Source organism: Massilia sp. SYSU DXS3249, from assembly GCF_053668055.1.
Genome location: NZ_JBSIPX010000002.1, coordinates 302,970 through 320,960, shown reverse-complemented (window position 1 = coordinate 320,960; position 17,991 = coordinate 302,970). Strand labels below are relative to the sequence as shown.

General features: G+C 63.0%; 12 protein-coding genes. 2 read left to right on the top strand and 10 right to left on the bottom strand.

Features of this window, described 5'->3' with window-relative positions; all coding sequences use genetic code 11:
• Nucleotides 1-76: 76 nt before the first annotated feature.
• The 10 genes from ileS to ACWCIA_RS03610 all read right to left on the bottom strand — a co-directional run bounded on the left by ileS (nt 77) and on the right by ACWCIA_RS03610 (nt 13,854).
• Entirely contained in the window at nt 77-2,974 is a 2,898-nt protein-coding gene (gene ileS / locus ACWCIA_RS03655) for an isoleucine--tRNA ligase (RefSeq protein WP_454161062.1), read from the bottom strand.
• 73 nt (nt 2,975-3,047) lie between these two features.
• A complete protein-coding gene (locus ACWCIA_RS03650) occupies nt 3,048-4,043 on the bottom strand; it encodes a bifunctional riboflavin kinase/FAD synthetase (protein ID WP_454161061.1) in 996 nt (331 codons plus the stop codon).
• A 413-nt stretch (nt 4,044-4,456) separates the two neighbouring features.
• Nucleotides 4,457-5,683, bottom strand: coding sequence for a tetratricopeptide repeat protein (locus tag ACWCIA_RS03645; protein ID WP_454161059.1), 1,227 nt, complete (start codon nt 5,681-5,683; stop codon nt 4,457-4,459).
• Nucleotides 5,684-5,751: 68 nt separating this feature from the next.
• Nucleotides 5,752-6,177, bottom strand: coding sequence for an ExbD/TolR family protein (locus ACWCIA_RS03640; RefSeq protein WP_454161058.1), 426 nt, complete (start codon nt 6,175-6,177; stop codon nt 5,752-5,754).
• A 73-nt stretch (nt 6,178-6,250) separates the two neighbouring features.
• Complete coding sequence (locus tag ACWCIA_RS03635) at nt 6,251-6,679, bottom strand: ExbD/TolR family protein (protein WP_454161056.1); 429 nt, start codon at nt 6,677-6,679, stop codon at nt 6,251-6,253.
• Between the two features lie 3 nt (nt 6,680-6,682).
• Nucleotides 6,683-7,618, bottom strand: coding sequence for a MotA/TolQ/ExbB proton channel family protein (locus tag ACWCIA_RS03630; protein ID WP_454161054.1), 936 nt, complete (start codon nt 7,616-7,618; stop codon nt 6,683-6,685).
• 82 nt (nt 7,619-7,700) lie between these two features.
• A complete protein-coding gene (locus ACWCIA_RS03625) occupies nt 7,701-8,366 on the bottom strand; it encodes an energy transducer TonB (RefSeq protein ID WP_454161052.1) in 666 nt (221 codons plus the stop codon).
• Between the two features lie 524 nt (nt 8,367-8,890).
• Nucleotides 8,891-10,417 carry a SpoVR family protein gene (locus ACWCIA_RS03620; RefSeq protein WP_454161050.1) on the bottom strand — a complete coding sequence of 509 codons (1,527 nt, stop codon included), beginning with the start codon at nt 10,415-10,417 and terminating at the stop codon, nt 8,891-8,893.
• 23 nt (nt 10,418-10,440) lie between these two features.
• Nucleotides 10,441-11,712 carry a YeaH/YhbH family protein gene (locus tag ACWCIA_RS03615; RefSeq protein ID WP_454161048.1) on the bottom strand — a complete coding sequence of 424 codons (1,272 nt, stop codon included), beginning with the start codon at nt 11,710-11,712 and terminating at the stop codon, nt 10,441-10,443.
• A 219-nt stretch (nt 11,713-11,931) separates the two neighbouring features.
• Nucleotides 11,932-13,854 (bottom strand): PrkA family serine protein kinase, encoded by a 1,923-nt coding sequence (locus tag ACWCIA_RS03610; protein ID WP_454161047.1) that lies wholly within the window; start codon nt 13,852-13,854, stop codon nt 11,932-11,934.
• 543 nt (nt 13,855-14,397) lie between these two features.
• On the opposite strand from ACWCIA_RS03610, the gene ACWCIA_RS03605 reads away from it, so the two are divergent.
• Together ACWCIA_RS03605 and ACWCIA_RS03600 are read left to right on the top strand one after the other, a co-directional pair.
• On the top strand, nt 14,398-15,408 hold the full coding sequence (locus tag ACWCIA_RS03605; protein ID WP_454161046.1) for an adenosine deaminase: 1,011 nt from the start codon (nt 14,398-14,400) through the stop codon (nt 15,406-15,408).
• 42 nt (nt 15,409-15,450) lie between these two features.
• On the top strand, nt 15,451-17,973 hold the full coding sequence (locus ACWCIA_RS03600) for an ABC transporter permease (protein WP_454161045.1): 2,523 nt from the start codon (nt 15,451-15,453) through the stop codon (nt 17,971-17,973).
• Nucleotides 17,974-17,991: the final 18 nt, after the last annotated feature.

The window sequence follows — 17,991 nt, the reverse complement described above, 5'->3', positions numbered from 1 at the left end:
TAAGGAAAACCGCCATGCCGCGGGTGCGGCATGGCGGCTGGCTGGATCACATGCGCTTACATGCAGCGATGCTGGCTTATGCGAAGCGGCGGGCTTCGCCGCTGCCGAACAGGTTGCTCACGCAGCGGCCGCACAGGCCGGCGTGCTCGTGGTGCTGGCCCACGTCGCGGCGGTAGTGCCAGCAGCGCTCGCACTTCGGCGCGTCCGACGGGGTGACCTGCACCGCTTCCTCGGCCTCGTTGGCGGCCTGCTCGACGCTGGCCTGCGAGGTGATGAAGACGAACTTCAGGTCGTCGTCCAGGCTGGCCAGCAGATCGTGCTTGGTGCCGGCCGCCTTGATCGTCAGCTCGGCCTGCAGCGAGGAGCCGATGGCGCCCGAGGCACGCACCTCTTCGAGCTGCTTGGTCACATCCGCACGCACTTCGCGCAGCGCCGTGTACTTGGACAGCAGCGCTTGCGCATCGGGCAGTTCCGGGAAGGTCCACAGGGTCTGCGTGAAGATGGTCTCGTCCGACTCCGAATACGCTTGCTGGCCCGCGAACACGGCCCAGGCTTCCTCGGCGGTGAAGGAGAGCACCGGCGCCATCACGCGCAGCAGCGAATGGGCGATGTGCCACAGCGCGGTCTGCGCCGAGCGGCGTGCCGGCGAATCGACGCCGCAGGTGTACAGGCGGTCCTTCAGGATGTCGAGGTAGAAGCCGCCCAGGTCTTCCGAGCAGTAGTTCTGCAGGCGCGAGACGACCGGGTGGAATTCGTAGCGCTCGAAGTGGGCCGCGATATCCTTCTGCAGCTCGGCCATCGCCGCGATCGCATAGCGGTCGATCTCGAACAGTTCGGCAACCGGCACGGCGTGCTTGGCCGGATCGAAGTCCGAGGTGTTCGCCAGCAGGAAGCGCAGCGTGTTGCGGATGCGGCGATAGGATTCGGTGACGCGTTTGAGGATCTCTTCGCCGATCGACAGCTCGCCCGTGTAGTCGGTCGAGGCCACCCACAGGCGCAGGATGTCGGCGCCGAGCGTGTCGGAGATCTTTTGCGGCGCCATGGTATTCCCTAGCGACTTCGACATCTTCTTGCCGTTCTCGTCCACCGTGAAGCCGTGGGTCAGCAGCGCTTTATAAGGCGGCACGCCGTTCAGCATCGACGAAGTCAGCAGCGAGGAATGGAACCAGCCGCGGTGCTGGTCCGAACCTTCGAGATACAGGTCGGCCGGGAACTGCGACTGCTGGGCGTGCGAGCCGCGCAGCACGGTCTGGTGGGTGGCGCCGGAATCGAACCAGACGTCGAGCGTGTCGCGGTTCTTTTCATAGGTGTCGGCGTCGTCGCCCAGCAGCGTGCGCGGGTCGAGCGCCTGCCAGGCGTCGATGCCGCCTTGCTCGATCAGCTTGGCGACCTGCTCCAGCAGCTCCGGGGTGCGCGGGTGCAGCTCGCCCGTTTCCTTGTGGATGAAGAAGGCCATCGGCACGCCCCACTGGCGCTGGCGCGACAGGGTCCAGTCCGGACGGTTTTCGATCATGCCGTGCAGGCGCGCCTGGCCCCAGTCCGGGAAGAACTGGGTCTTGTCGATGCCGGCCAGCGCGGTTTCGCGCAGGGTCGGGCCGCCGTCCTTCGGCGTGATGTCCATGCCGGCGAACCACTGGCTCGTCGCGCGGTAGACGATCGGGGTCTTGTGGCGCCAGCAGTGCATGTAGCTGTGGTCGAACATTTTCAGTTCGAACAGTGCGCCCGCTTCGGTCAGCGCCGAGCAGATCGGCTTCGAAGCTTCCCAGATCGTCATGCCGCCGAACAGCGGCAGGGTGCTGGCGAAGCGGCCGTCGCCCATCACCGGCTTGAGGATCTCGTCGTCCTTCATGCCGTGCGCCTTGCAGGAGACGAAGTCTTCCTGGCCGTAGGCCGGGGCCGAGTGCACTACGCCGGTTCCGCTTTCGGTGGTGACGTAGTCGGCCAGGTAGACCGGAGAGGTGCGGTCGTAGAACGGGTCCTCGGCGTGCAGCGGGTGCTTGAAGCGCAGGCCTTCCAGCTTGGCGCCGACGGTGGTGGCGATGGTCGTGCCTTCGAGCTTGTAGCGCGCCAGCACGGATTCGGCCAGGTCCTGGGCCAGGATCAGCAGCAGCGGCTGACCGTTACGCTCGCTCTGCACGAGGGCGTAGGTCACTTCCGGATGCACGTTCAGCGCCTGGTTCGACGGGATGGTCCATGGCGTCGTGGTCCAGATCACGATGAAGCCGTTGGTCGTCGGCAGCGACGGCAGGCCGAAGGCGGCCGCCAGCTTTTCCGGCTCCGCGAACGGGAAGCCGACGTCGATCGCCGGGTCGCGCTTGTCCTGGTATTCGACTTCCGCTTCGGCCAGGGCCGAACCGCAGTCGAAGCACCAGTTGACTGGCTTGAGGCCGCGGTACACGTAGCCTTTGTCGAGCAGCTTGCCGAGCGCACGCAGTTCGTCGGCCTCGTTACCGTAGGCCATCGTCATGTAGGGGTTGTCCCATTCGCCGAGCACGCCCAGGCGGATGAAGCCGGCGCGCTGGCGGTCGATCTGCTCGAGTGCGTAGGCGCGTGCCTTTTGCAGGACCTCGGCCGTCGGCAGGTTCTTGCCGTAGAGTTTTTCGATCTGGATCTCGATCGGCATGCCATGGCAATCCCAGCCCGGCACATAAGGTGCGTCGAAACCGGCCATGGTGCGCGACTTGACGACCATGTCCTTCAGGATCTTGTTGACGGCGTGGCCGAGGTGGATGTCGCCGTTGGCGTACGGAGGACCGTCGTGCAGGATGAACTTCGGGCGGCCGGCGGCAGCCTTGCGGATGCGCTCGTAGACTTTCTTGTCCTGCCATTGCTTGACCCAGCCCGGTTCGCGCTTGGCGAGGTCGCCGCGCATCGGGAAGGGGGTGTCGGTCATGTTGACCGGGTACTTGCTCTCAGGCTTCTTGCCGCCCTTCGGGGCCGGCGCATTCTGGACAGGTTTGCTGTTTTCGGACATAAGTGTTTATCGAGTGGGATATTCGGGAGGCTGCCCGGAAAGCTGGCAGCCGCGCAGGACGTGCGGTCCTGCGTCAAATTCGGTCGGTGGCGGTGAGGGCGCCGGCGCGCGTGGCGGTCGCCACCCGGTCGCGCTGCGCGAACCAGGCGCGTGCCTGGACGGCGTCGCGGTCGATCGCGGCGGTGAGGGTATCGAGGTCGACGTATTTCTCTTCGTCGCGCAGCTTTTCCAGGAACTCGACGCGCACCAGCTTGCCGTAGCAGGGCCGGTCGTAATCGAACACGTGCACTTCGAGCAGCATGCGGCCGGCGTCTTCCACGGTCGGACGCACGCCCAGGCTGGCGACGGCCGGCAGCGGTGTGTCGGCCAGACCGTGCACCTGCACCACGAAGATGCCTTGCAGGGCGGGGCGGTGCATGACCCGCAGGTTCAGGGTCGGGAAGCCCAGCGTGCGGCCGAGCTTCTGGCCGTGGATCACGTGGCCCGAGATCGCATACGGGTGGCCGAGCAGGGCGCCGGTGCCCTGCAGGTCGCCGGCCGCCAGCGTGGCGCGCACGGCCGAGGACGAAATGCGCTGGTCGCCTTCGCGCACCGTGGGCAGCGTTTCGACCTGGAAGCCGTAGCGCTTGCCCGCTTCCTCCAGCATGGCGACGTTGCCGGCACGCTTGGCGCCGAAGCAGAAATCGTCGCCCACCATCAGCCATTTGACGTGCAGGCCGTCGACCAGCACGCGCTCGATGAAGTCTTGCGGGGTGATGGAGGCGAAGTGTTCGTTGAAGTGCTCGACGATGACACGGTCGATGCCGGCCTCGCCCAGGTCGCCCAGTTTGTCGCGCAGGTTGGCGATGCGCGCCGGAGCGCGGCTCAGGTCGCCGCTGCGCTGGGCAAAGTATTCGCGCGGATGCGGTTCGAAGGTCATCACCGCGGCTTCCAGGCCGAGTTGGCCGGCCGCCGCCCGCACGCGCGCCAGCAACGCCTGGTGGCCGCGATGGACACCGTCGAAGTTGCCGATCGTAAGCGCGCAGGGAGCGCGCGCCGCGTCGTTGGGAAGTCCGCGAAATACCTTCATTGTTGGTTCCAGAATGCCCGGCGGGTCAAGCCACGCAGCGCGTGGTCGACGGTGCCTCGGGGCGAAACCCTGATTATACGGTAAAGGCTTGTTGCAATGCGGAGAGAGAGGGGCGGCCCGTCGGGCGACCGAAACGGGTCGTAGGGTGGACGGCTATACCCAGGACGCTGCGCGCCACGCTGCCCGTGCGCCGTCCACGCGTTCAACCACCGTGTGCATAGCGGCGACACGATGTGCACATGCGAGTTGAACGCGTGGACGGCGCCAACGCAGCAGGTCGGCATGCCCCAGGGTAAAGCCGTCCACCCTACTGGTCTGGCGTCCTTTGCGATACCGGAGCTGGGCAATGTGACCGCCCAAAAAAAACGCCACCTGCGAACAGGTGGCGTTTCGATCTACCGCTCAGCGACGAATCAGGCCAGTGGCTTGTTGATCGCCATGATCCAGTAGCGTGCCAGTTCGGCGGTGCCTTCCTTGCCGCTGACGCCCTTCAGGGTGCTGATCGCTTGCGACTTCTTGCCGGCTGCGGCGTAGGCTTCGCCCAGGCGCAGCTTGGCTTCGTCCGGATAGCGCAGGCCGCCGGCCTTGATCGCCGATTCCATCAGCTTCAGGCCGCGGTCAGCCTGGCCCGACTGCACCATGCTGTAGCCCAGGGCGACCAGGCCATCGTTGTCCTTGGCAGCCGTGTACTCGGCTTCCAGGGCGGCGATGCCCTTGTTCTGCTCGGCCAGGTTCTTCTCGGCCAAGGCCTTCAGGCGGCCGTGACGCTCGGCGTCGGGACCGGTGCCCAGGGCGCCGGCCTTGTAGCCCTTGTCGATGACCTTCAGCGCTTCGGCCGGGGCCTTCGCCTGCATCACGAGCTGGGCCATTTCCATGTACTCGCTCGGCTTCTTCATCAGGCCGTTGGCCAGCTTCAGGCGGTAGACGTCGACAGACAGGCGGCCCGAGAAGCCGGGCTTGCCCTGCACGCGGTTCAGCAGGTCGTTCCAGTACTGGGCTTTCGGGTAGTTCGCCGCCAGCTTTTCGATGGTGTTGACGTAGCCTGCCTTGTCGTTCTTCTTGAGCTGGATGTTCGCCAGCATGCCGAGCATGTCTTCGGACATGCGGCCCGACTTCTCAGCCGTGCGCAGTTCGGCTTCCAGGGCGGCGGTATTGCCCTGCTTGTAATAGTTCTGCAGCAGGTAGGCGCGCAGTTTCGGATCGTCGCCGTTCTTCAGCTGGCGCTGGATGGCTTCGTTCGCCTTGTTCAGGTCGCCGGCGCGCATGTAGATGCCGATCAGGCCTTCCGAGAACTGGCTGCGCTCGCTGGCCGACAGCTTGCCGGAGGCGATCAGGGTTTCGAATGCCTTGGCGGCGGTGGCGTAGTCACCGGCGGACGAAGCTGCAGCGGCGCGCACGCGCTCGATCAGGTAGCTCTCGTGTGCCGACTTGCCGGAGACGTTGTCCGCTTCGCGCAGTTTTGCCAGGGCGTCCTTGTGCTTGCCCTGTTTCATCAATGCCTGGGCTGCCTGCAGCGGCTTGCCGACCTGGGCGCTCACGGTTTGCGCGTGGACTGGGGCCAGGCCAACGATCGGGGCTGCTGCGGTGAAGCCGAGGGCGGCCATTGCGAGGCCGAGGTGTGCGAGTCGGAATTTGATCATCGTGGAAAATCCTCTTTGAAAATGGACACGGCAGGGAATCCCTGCCGTGTTGGTCAAACCTGATGCGATTACTGGAACTGCTCGTTACCGACCATGCCAATCTTCGTGACGCCGAGACGCTGTGCAGTTGCCATGACACCGGCAACCACCTTGTACTCGACCAGCTTGTTCGGACGCAGGTGCACTTCCGGCTGGTTTGGCTGGGCAGCCACTTCATTCATCTTGGCTTCCAGCGTCGCACGATCCGGAACCGCCATGCCATCCCAGAGGATGGTACCGTCGAAGTCGACGTCGACCGTGTGGACGCGCGGCTCTTCGGTTTTCGGTGGTGGGGTACCGACCGGCATGTTCAGATTGACCGAGTGGTCTTGCTTCGGAATCGTGATAATCAACATGATGATCAAGACCAACAGAACGTCGATCAGGGGCGTCATGTTCATTTCCATCATCGGTTCCGGTTCAGCGGACTTGGCCGAACCTACGTTCATACCCATGGTGTTTCCTTTCAAATGACTGGGGTGCAATCGCGGCGCCGGACTTGCATCCAGGCGCCGCGCTGAGGACTGATTAGCCCTTGTCAGGTGGTTCGATAATGAAACCGACCTTCTGCACGCCAGCACGTTGTGCCGTGTAGATCACCCGACCGATCGACTCGTAACGGGTGGTCTGGTCGCCACGCACTTTCACTGCAGGTTGCGGCACTTTCACCGACTGCTCCGCGAAGAACTTGAACAGCTCGTCCGTGTTCGCGATGCGTCGCTGGTTCCAGAACATTTCGCCGTCTTTGTTGACGGTGATGTTGATGTCTTCCGGCGAAGGCTTGGTAACCTGGTTCGTTTCCGCCGGCAGATTCACCTTTTGCAACTGCAGGACCACCGGGCTGGTGATCAAGAAGATGATCAGAAGAACCAACATGATGTCGACGAGCGGCGTCGTGTTGATCTCTGACATCACGGCATCATCATCTCCGCTTTCGGAGCCGACACTCATTGACATGATTTATCCAATCTTTTTAGCGCCAGCAGCAGCACGGGCAGCTTCCGAGGTGTTCATCGCGCCCGAGATCAGGACCGAGTGCACGTCGGCGCTGAACGAACGGATGTCTTCCATCGCAGCCTTGTTGCGGCGAACCAGCCAGTTGTAACCCAGGACCGCAGGAACTGCAACGAACAGACCGAAGGCGGTCATGATCAGTGCTTCACCCACTGGGCCTGCCACTTTGTCGATCGACGCGTTACCCGACATGCCGATGGCGGTCAGTGCGTTGTAGATGCCCCAGACGGTACCGAACAGACCGATGAACGGCGAGGTCGAACCAACGGTTGCCAGGAACGACAGGCCATCTTGCAGGCGCGACTGGACCTTGTCGACCGAGCGCTGGATCTGCATGGTCACCCAGGTCGACAGGTCGATCTGCTCGAGCAGGGCGCCGTCGTGGTGCTGGGTTGCCTTGGTGCCGGTTTCAGCGATGAAGCGGAATGGCGAACCTTCCTTCAGCGTTGCCGAGCCGGCAGCGATCGAGTTGGCTTTCCAGAACTTAGCCTGGGTTTCCTTCGACTGGCGCATGATCTTGGCCTGGTCGATCAGCTTGGTGATGATGATGTACCACGAGCCCATCGACATCAGGGACAGGATGATGATGGTGCCCTTGTTGACGAAGTCGCCTTCTTCCCACATTGCTTCGAAGCCGTATGGGTTGTGGACTTCTTCGGTCTGCTCAGCAGCAGCTGCCGGAGCGGCTGCGCCTTCGGCTGCTGGAGCTGCAGCGGCTGCGTCAGCGGCTGGAGCTGCTGCTGCGTCTGCCGGTGCGCCGGCGGCCGGAGCGGTTGCTGCCGGTGCGTCAGCGAAGGCTGGTGCCGAGACCAGGGCCGATGCTGCCGTAACCGAGAACAGGACTGCCGCCAGTACAGCGGACAAACGGGTATTCTTAAACATGCTTCCTCCAAAAATATAAAAATAGACAGTTCGCTGATCTAAAGACAACGAAAATCTGTTGTGAGACGGTTACCTGTCTCGGTTATTGGTCCAGCGACCAGACGTACTGTACTTGTACCCATGCCTGTTCAGGCTGGCCATTGTTCATCGCCGGTTTGAAGCGGCATTTGCCAATGGCAGACTGTGCTGCGCGGTCCAGGTCACGCGATCCACTCGATTTTGCAATCTTCGAATCGACCATGCGGCCATCGACACCGATCAGGAACGAAATGGTGCTTACGCCTTCTTCTTCGTTACGCTGCGAGGACTTCGGGTACTCCGGTTTTGCGCAGGTGCTGAAGTCTGCCACGGCCGCGGTGCGGGTCGGACCTGCCGGGGCAGCGGTCGGCGGTGCCGGCGGTGCCGGCGGTGCCGGCGGTGCCAGGCTCGTCGTCGGTGGCGGCGTGCTGGTAGCGGCCTGGATCACGTTCTGCGGCGGCGGCGGTTGCTGTACCTGCACCTCGACTGGCGGGATGAACGGAGGCGGCGGGGCCTTCATTTCCGGCGGTGGCGGCGGTGGAGGGGTCTCCGGTGGTGGCGGTGGCTTCACCTCCTCGATCAACTTCGTTTCCACTGCTTCCTGCACCTTCGTGATCACTTTCGTACCGAGACCATTGATGATCCCCCAGCCGACCAAGAGGTGCAACAGGACCACAATGGTGATACCAGTGAGATTCTTCCCCGGTTCCTTCTCATGTGAAAAATTCATGCCTGCTTTCTCCAATACCAACTCTTTTTGTTGCTACTAAACCCACAAAACACGACGAAAAGACAAGGCCGCATCCGGGACATCGGCGAATTATACCTACGAATTCTTTTTTGCACAGGTATTTTTGAGGCCGCGAAACGGGCGTAAATGCCTGTAAAAACAGGGCTTGTTGCTCATCCGCGCGCACTCCCGTTGTGCAAAAAAGCGCAGCACAACGCTAACTAAAATTACAACATTTCCGCTTGTTACTTACGCACTGTAGAAGATGAGGACAGATTGCTGGTTTGGCCGAATATTACATGCCTAATTTGCCGCATGGCAAATATCATATAGTGCAATGCCCGGCTTTTTGCAAACTATAGCCAGTTTCCGTAAAGATGAGCGTTCGGCAGCTAACACAAGCGGAGGGAGCGCGGGGCGGGAGGTATGCCTGGAAGTGATGTCAACACAAAGACTTGATATGGCTCAGCAGGGAGGGGTGCTCACGGGCATGGTTGACGTTTGCTCATGCCCGTGAGTAGTTGTTAGCGGTGGTGGCGCTTCTCGCGCCGGCAGTCGAGGAAGCTGACCACATGGCCGGCGCTGTCCACCGTTTCGAGCCGGACGTCGAAGCCCCACAGCCGGGCCACGTGCTTGAGCACTTCGTGGGCCTGGGAATTGAGGGGACGGCGCTGGAACTGGGTATGGCGCAGCGTCAGCGCGCGGTCGTCGCGGGTGTTGACCTGCCAGACCTGGATGTTCGGCTCGCGGTTGCCGATGTTGTACTGCTCGGCGAGCTGCTGGCGCACGTAGCGGTAGCCCGCTTCGTCGTGGATGGCCGAGATCGTCAGCTTGTCGCTGCGGTCGTCGTCGAGCACGGCGAAGAAGTGGAAGTCGCGGATCAGTTTTGGCGACAGATACTGGGCGATGAAGCTCTCGTCCTTGAAGTTGCGCATCGCAAAATCGAGGGTCTTGACCCAGTCGCTGCCGGCGATGTCGGGGAACCAGGCGCGGTCTTCGTCGGTGGGTTCTTCGCAAATGCGGCGTATGTCGCTCATCATCGCAAAGCCGAGCGCGTACGGATTGATGCCGCTGTAATAGGGACTGGTCGCCGGCGGCTGGTACACGACGTTGGTATGGCTTTGCAGGAATTCGAGCATGAAGCCGTCGCCGACGATTCCCTCTTTATATAGTTCCTGCAAAATCGTGTAGTGCCAGAAGGTGGCCCAGCCTTCGTTCATCACCTGGGTCTGGCGTTGCGGATAGAAGTACTGGGAGATCTTGCGCGTGATGCGCACCAGTTCGCGCTGCCAGGGTTCGAGCAGGGGCGCGTACTTCTCGATGAAGTACAGCAGGTTTTCCTCGGGCTCGAGCGGGAAGCGCGGCGGCGGCGTGTCGCGCTCTTCCTCCTCGCGCCGCGGCACCGTGCGCCACAAGGCGTTCACCTGGGACTGGGCGTATTCCTCGCGTTCCTTCTGGCGCGCCGCCTCCTGCGCCACCGACAGCTTGGCCGGGCGCTTGTAGCGGTCGACCCCGTAATTCTGGATCGCATGGCAGGAGTCGAGCAGGTCCTCGACGGCGTCGATGCCGTAGCGCTGCTCGCACTCGGCAATATAGTTCTTGGCAAACACCATGTAGTCGACGATCGCCTCGGCATCGGTCCAGGTGCGGAACAGGTAATTCCCCTTGAAGAAGGAATTGTGGCCGTAGGCCGCGTGGGCGATCACGAGCGCCTGCATCGTCAGGCTGTTTTCCTCCATCAGGTAGGCGATGCAGGGATTGGAATTGATGACGATTTCGTAGGCCAGGCCCATCTGGCCGCGCTTGTAGCTCTTTTCGGTCGACAGGAAGTGCTTGCCGAAAGACCAGTGGTTATAGGACACCGGCATGCCGACCGAGGTATAGGCGTCCATCATCTGCTCGGCGGTGATGATTTCGAGCTGGTTGGGGTAGGTGTCGAGGCCGAATTTCCTGGCCACGCGGCGGATTTCCTCGTGCGCCTGCTCGATCAGGTCGAAGGTCCACTCCGACTGTTCTGGCAAAGCGCGCGGATTGGTATGATCATCTGGCATATGCGCCTCGGAGTCTGTCGGACTTACTTGGGCTGCTTTTTAAACAGCTCGCGGAAGACCGGATAAATGTCGGCCGGCGTCACGATTTTCTGCATCGCGAAATTGCTGTGGTGGGCCGCCACCTCGGTGTACTGCTCCCACAGGTTTTGCGGCGGGCCGTCGGTGATCTCGACATAGGTGTAGTACTGGACCTTCGGCATGATGCCGTTGTTGAGCAGCTGCTTGCACAGCACCGAATCGTTGTCCCAGTTGTCGCCGTCCGATGCCTGGGCGACGTAGGCATTCCAGTCCGCGTTCGAATAACGCTCGCCGATGACTTTCTGCAGCAGGTGCAGGGCCGAAGACACCACGGTGCCGCCCGATTCGCGCGAATGGAAGAATTCGTCCTCGTCGACTTCGGCCGCGGCCGTGTGGTGGCGGATGAAGACGACGTCGATGCGCTCGTAGACGCGCTTGAGGAAGAGGTACAGCAGGATGAAGAAGCGTTTCGCCGTATCCTTGCGCGTTTCGTCCATCGAGCCGGACACGTCCATGATGCAGAACATCACGGCCTGGGTACTCGGCTTGGGCACCTTGATGCGGTTGCTGTAGCGCAGGTCGAACGGGTCGATGAAGGGAATGGCGTTGATGCGGGTATGCAGGTGGTGCACCAGTTTGCGCAGTTCGACGACGCGCGGATCGTCTTCCGGCACTTCCGCATCGTAGAGGTCCTGCAGTTCCTGCTGAGCGTCCTGCAGCTTCCTGCGGCTGGGGCCACCGACGGCAATACGCCGCCCGAGCGCGCCACGCAGCGAGCGCAGCACGTGGATGTTCGAGGGCGTGCCCGAGACGTTGTAGCCGGCGCGCTGGGTCTTGAAGTCGACCGTCTGCGACAGCTGGGTCTTGATCATGTTCGGCAGCTCGAGGTCCTCGAAGAAATAATTCATGAATTCTTCGCGCGACAGCTCGAAAATGAAATCGTCTTCGGTGGTCTGGTCGCTGTTGCCGGCGCGCCCGCGCCCGGACCCGCCGCCGCCGCTGCGCGGACGGTTGAACTGGTCGCCTTTCTGGTATTCGGTATTGCCGGGGTTGATGGTCTCCCACACGCCGCCGTGGGCATGGCCGAAATGCGGCTCGCTGACGTCTTTGACAGGGATCGAGACTTTTTCGCCGTTCTCGACGTCGGTAATCGAGCGGCCCTTGATCGCGCGGCCGACCGCGTCCTTGATCTGCGCCTTGTAGCGGCGCAGGAAGCGTTCGCGGTTGACGGCGGACTTGTTCTTGCCCTGCAAGCGTCGGTCGATGAGGTAAGTCAAAACATGCCTCCTGTAAAACCCGCGGCGGACCGGCGACTGCTCCGGTCCCCCTATCTTAATACGCAGCGTGCATACGCGGGGTGCGCACGACTGGCAGGGTGGTCAAAAATGCGCGGAACTAAAAAGGAAGCTTGTACGGCGCCGCCCGGAGGCGACGATTCACGCTGCTTCCCTCCCGGCGTGTGCGCGTTGTCGACCACCCGCCGCCTACCACCTGCCTTACGACGACTTCCTTACACGCAGGTACCATTCGCACAGGAGCCGCACCTGCTTGGCGGTGTAACCCTTTTCCACCATGCGCGCGACAAAGTCGGCATGCTTGGTCGCATCCTCGGCGCTCGCCTTGGCATTGAACGAAATGACCGGCAGAAGTTCCTCGGTGTTCGAGAACATTTTCTTCTCGATGACGGTGCGGAACTTCTCGTAGCTGGTCCAGGCCGGATTCTTGCCCCCATTGGTGGCGCGGGCACGCAGGCCGAAGTTGACGATCTCGTTGCGGAAATCCTTCGGGTTCGAAATCCCGGCCGGCTTCTCGATCTTTTCCAGCTCGGCATTGAGCGACTCGCGGTCGAAACTCTCGCCGGTGTCCGGATCGCGGAATTCCTGGTCCTGGATCCAGAAGTCGGCAAAGGTCACGTAGCGGTCGAAAATGTTCTGGCCGTATTCGGAATAGCTTTCCAGGTAGGCCGTCTGGATTTCCTTGCCGATGAAATCGACATAGCGCTGCGCCAGGTGCTCTTTGATATACGAGTGGTAGCGCTGCTCGAGTTCGGGCGGGAACTGCTCGCGCTCGATCTGCTGCTCCAGCACGTACAGCAGGTGCACCGGATTGGCCGCCACTTCGGTGTTGTCGAAGTTGAAGACCTTTGAGAGGATCTTGAAGGCGAAGCGCGTCGACAGGCCGTTCATGCCTTCGTCCACGCCGGCGTAATCGACGTATTCGTGCAGCGATTTCGCTTTCGGATCGGTGTCCTTCAGGTTCTCGCCATCGTAGACCAGCATCTTCGAATAGATGCTCGAGTTTTCCGGATCCTTCAGGCGCGACAGGATCGCGAACTGCGCCATCATGCGCAGGGTGCCGGGCGCGCAGGGAGCCTTCTCCAGCGAGGAATTGCGAATCAGCTTGTCGTAGATCTTGATTTCGTCGGAGATGCGCAGGCAGTAGGGCACCTTCACGATATAGATGCGGTCGAGGAAAGCTTCGTTGTTGCGGTTATTCCGGAAGCTCTTCCACTCCGATTCGTTCGAGTGCGCCAGGATGATGCCTTCGAAGGGAATCGCGCCGAAACCCTCGGTGCCCTTGTAATTGCCTTCCTGGGTCGCGGTGAGCAGCGGGTGCAGCACCTTGATCGGCGCCTTGAACATCTCGACGAATTCCATCAGGCCCTGGTTCGCCAGGCACAGGCCGCCCGAATAGCTGTAGGCGTCCGGATCGTCCTGCGAATAATCCTCGAGCTTGCGGATGTCGACCTTGCCGACCAGGGACGAGATGTCCTGGTTGTTTTCGTCGCCCGGTTCGGTCTTCGAGATGGCGACCTGCTTCAGGATCGACGGATAGCGTTTGACGACGCGGAATTTGTTGATGTCGCCGCCGAACTCGTGCAGGCGCTTGACGGCCCACGGACTCGGGATCGAGCGCAGGTAGCGCCGCGGAATGCCGTAGTCCTCTTCGAGGATGACGCCGTCTTCTTCTTCGTTGAACAGGCCCAGCGGCGACTCGTTCACGGGCGAGCCCTTGATCGCATAGAAGGGGACCTGTTCCATCAGGTGCTTGAGCTTTTCCGCGATCGACGACTTGCCGCCGCCGACGGGCCCGAGCAGGTAGAGGATCTGCTTGCGTTCTTCCAGGCCCTGGGCCGCGTGGCGGAAGTACGAGACCACTTGCTCGATCACTTCTTCCATGCCGTAGAACTCGCGGAAGGCGGGGTAAATCTTGATGACCTTGTTGGCGAAGATGCGCGACATGCGCGGGTCGAGCCGGGTATCGACGAGCTTGGGTTCGCCGATCGCCGCGAGCATCCGTTCCGGCGCGCTGGCATAGGTCAGCGGGTCCTTCTTGCACAGGGCAAGGTATTCGGACAGGGAATATTCTTCTTCACGGGTACGCTCGTAGCGGGCTGCGTAGTTGTCAAAAATGGTCATGTGCATGTCCTTTAGTGTGCAAACAACGATCACTGTCACGACAGCCGGACGCAGCCGACTGCCCAAGCCCGAATTTTTCTTGGCGTCAGTCCCATTTTTGACGGGTAGCCCTGGTAGCGCCGCAAATCGCGTCGGCTAGGGCATTTGTTCTGTCCGGTTCGTGGCCGGATTCCCATTTGGCTGGAGGGTCTTCTTGTGTTTCTGAAATTTATTATGTGCCTATTGGTTCCCGAAGTCAAAGCAGTAACGCGAGTGTTGCAAGGTCATCAGTAAGTGTCTGATTCTGCTATCAAAACACATTTTCAGGGATGCTGCCGACGGCCATACAAAAACCGCGTTCCGAACATTCTGCAGAACCATATCCCAGCGGATTTACTGCCGGGTTGTCGAAACCTTCGTAGTCATAGTGCATGATCCGGCGAGCCGGTGGCGCACGCAAAATTGCCCGTTTTTTTCGCGGTCTGTCCAATGAAAACAGGGCAGGATGGTCATGCGGTACACTTGCTCGCCTATCCCTGCCAAACCGCCCAGACGGAGAACACCATGCTCAACGAGCAGCTGCGCCACACCATCGAACACATGCCGAAAGCGGAATTGCATATCCATATCGAGGGCTCGCTCGAGCCGGAGCTAATCTTTGCGTTGGCGCAAAGGAACGGCGTCTCTCTGGCCTATCCATCGGTCGAAACGTTGCGTGAGGCCTACGCTTTCAGCGATTTGCAATCCTTCCTCGACATTTATTACGCGGGCGCCAGTGTGCTGCTGACCGAGCAGGACTTCTACGACATGACGGCCGCCTACCTCGCGCGCGCCGCCGCCGACAATGTGCGCCACGCCGAGATCTTCTTCGATCCGCAAACCCATACCGCGCGCGGCGTGCCCTTCGAGACCGTCATCAACGGCATCTGGCGCGCCTGCCAGGAGGGGCCGATCAGCGCCAAGCTGATCATGTGCTTCCTGCGCCACCTGTCCGAGGAAGAAGCGCTGGTCACGCTGGAGGAGTCGCTGCCCCATCGCGACAAGTTCATCGGCGTCGGCCTCGACTCGTCCGAGGTCGGCCATCCGCCCGAAAAATTCGCGCGCGTGTTCGAGCGCGCGCGCCAGCTCGGCCTGCGCCTGGTGGCCCATGCGGGCGAGGAGGGGCCGCCCGCCTACATCGAGAGCGCGCTCGACGTGCTGAAGGTCGAGCGCATCGACCACGGCGTGCGCTGCCTCGAGAGCCCGGCCCTGGTCGAGCGCCTGGTGCAGGAACGGATGGCGCTGACCGTCTGCCCGCTGTCGAACATCAAGCTGCGCGTCTTCGACGTGATGGGGTCGCACAACCTGCGCGTCCTGCTCGACAAGGGGCTGGCCGCCACCGTCAATTCGGACGACCCGGCATATTTTGGCGGCTACATGAACGACAATTTCATCGCCGCTTTCGAGGCCCTGCCGCTGGACGAAACGCATGCCCGCCAGCTTGCGCGCAACAGCTTCGAGGCGGCCTTCCTCGACCCGGAACAGAAGCGCGCCTTCCTCGCTGAAGTCGACAGCTTCTTCGCGCCCACTCACTAAGCCACTGCCATGCTCATCGCGTCCTTCCGACAGTCCCTCCGCATGACCGCGCGCGACTGGCGCGCCGGCGAACTGCGCTTCCTGCTCGTCGCCCTGATCGTGGCCGTGTCGGCCCTGTCCTCGGTCGGCTTCTTCATCGACCGCATGCGCGCCGGCCTGGCGCGCGACGCCAACCAGCTGCTGGGCGCCGACCTGCTTGTCAACGCCGACAATCCGGTGCCCGCCGCGTGGCGCCTGGAAGCGCAGCGCCGCGGCCTGCTGCTGGCCGACACCGTCACCTTCCCGAGCATGGCGCAGGGCGGCGAGGGAGACGCATCGATGGCGCAGCTGGCCTCGATCAAGGCGGTCTCCCCGGGCTATCCGCTGCGCGGCGAACTACGCATCACCACCGATCCGATCCAGGCCAGCGAAGCGCGCGGCACGCCGACGCGCGGCGTGCCGAGTCCGGGCACGGTCTGGGTCGACGCCAACCTGCTGACCGGGATCGGCGTGAAGGTCGGCGATACGCTGCAGCTGGGCGACCGCCGCTTCACCATCGCGCAGCTGGTCGCGGCCGAACCGGACCGCGGCGCCTCCTTCGCCAACTTCGCGCCGCGCGTGATGTTGGCGCTGAGCGACCTGCCGTCCACCGGCCTGGTCGACAACTTCGCCCGCGTCACCTACCGCATGCAGGTGGCCGCGCCCAACCAGAACGACATGGAGCGCGCCTTCGAGTACGGACGCTGGGTGCGCGAGCGCATCGCCCAGGACAACGTCAAGGGCGTGCGCATCGAGTCGCTGGAAAACGGCCGCCCCGAGATGCAGGCGACGCTCGAGCGCGCCGACCAGTTCCTGTCCCTCGTCGGCCTGCTGTCGGCGATGCTGGCTGCGGTGGCGGTCGCGATGGCGGCGCGCCGCTTCATGCAGCGCCACCTCGACGCCTGCGCCATGCTGCGCTGCCTGGGCATGACGCAAAACGGCGTCGGCGCCCTGTACCTGATCGAATTCGCGCTGGTCGGGCTGGCCGGCAGCATCATCGGCGTGGCCGTCGGTTTTGCGGCGCATTTTGTGCTGCTGGAACTGATCGGCGGCCTGCTGCCGGCCGACCTGCCGCCGGTGTCGCCGCTGCCGGCCCTGCAGGGCATCGCCACCGGCATGCTGCTGCTGGTCGGCTTCGCGCTGCCGCCGGTTCTGCAGTTGCGCAACGTGCCGCACAACCGCGTGATCCGCCGCGAGCAGGCCGCGCCGCAGCCGATGGCGCTGGCCACCTACGGCCTGGGCATCGGCGTGTTCGTGCTGCTCCTGCTGTGGCAGGCGGGCGACCCGAAACTGGCGCTGACCACCGCCGGCGGCTTCCTTGGCGGCTTCGCCGTGTTTGCGCTGGTGGCCTGGCTCGGCCTGCGCCTGCTGCGCCGCCTGCGCGGGGTGTCCAGCCACCAGGGCTGGCGCTTCGCCGTCACTTCGCTGCAGCGCCGTCCGGGCGCCACCATCGTGCAGGTGGTGTCGCTTGCGCTGGGCCTCATGGCGCTGCTCCTGCTGACCGTGGTGCGCGGCGACCTGGTCGCGGCCTGGCAGCGCGCCACGCCCGAGAATGCGCCGAACCGATTCGTCATCAACGTGCTGCCGGAGCAGAAGGACGATGTCGCGCGGCGCATGGTCGGCGCCGGCGTCGAGAAGCCGGTGCTCTACCCGATGATCCGCGGCCGCCTGACCGCCGTGAACGGCAAGCCGATCACCTCGACCACCTACACCGAGGACCGCGCGCGCGGCCTGGCCAACCGCGAATTTAACCTGTCGACGATGACGCAGGCCCCGGAAGGCAACGAGATCGTGGGCGGCGCCTGGTATCGCGATGCGCCGGGCGTCTCCGAAGCCTCGGTGGAGCAGGGCATCGCCAACACCCTGGGCCTGAAACTGGGCGACGTCATGCGCTTCGACATGGCCGGCATCGTCGTCGACGCCAGGATCACCAGCCTGCGCAAGCTCGAATGGGGCTCGATGCGCGCCAACTTCTTCGTCATCATCAACCCGGCCGCCATGGCCGACGCGCCGGCCACCTACATGACCGCCTTTCACCTGCCGCAGCAGGGCGCGGGCCTGGCCACGGGTTTTACCAATGAGCTGGCGCGTGCCTACCCGAACCTGACCGTGATCGACGTCAGCGGCATCATCCGCCAGGTGCAGGAAGTGGTGGACCAGGTCGTGGTGGCCGTCGAATTCCTGTTCCTGTTCACGCTCGCCTCGGGCGTGCTGGTGCTCTACGCGGCGCTGATGGGATCGCAGTCGGAGCGCACCCGGGAAGCGGGGCTGCTGCGCGCCCTCGGCGCCACCAAGAAGCAGCTGGCCCAGGCCCAGCGCATCGAGTTCGTGCTGGTCGGCGGGCTGGCCGGCCTGCTGGCGGCCAGCGGCGCTGCGCTGCTGGGATGGGCGCTGGCCACGTACCAGTTCAAGTTCCCCTGGGCCTTCGAGCCGGGCGTGTGGCTGGCCGGGATCGCGGTCGGCGCGGTGTGCGCGCTCGTCGGCGGGTGGCTGGGGCTGCGCGGGGTGCTGCGCCAGCCGCCGCTGCAGACGCTGCGCGAAGCGTAAGGGGGGCGTGGACGGCTT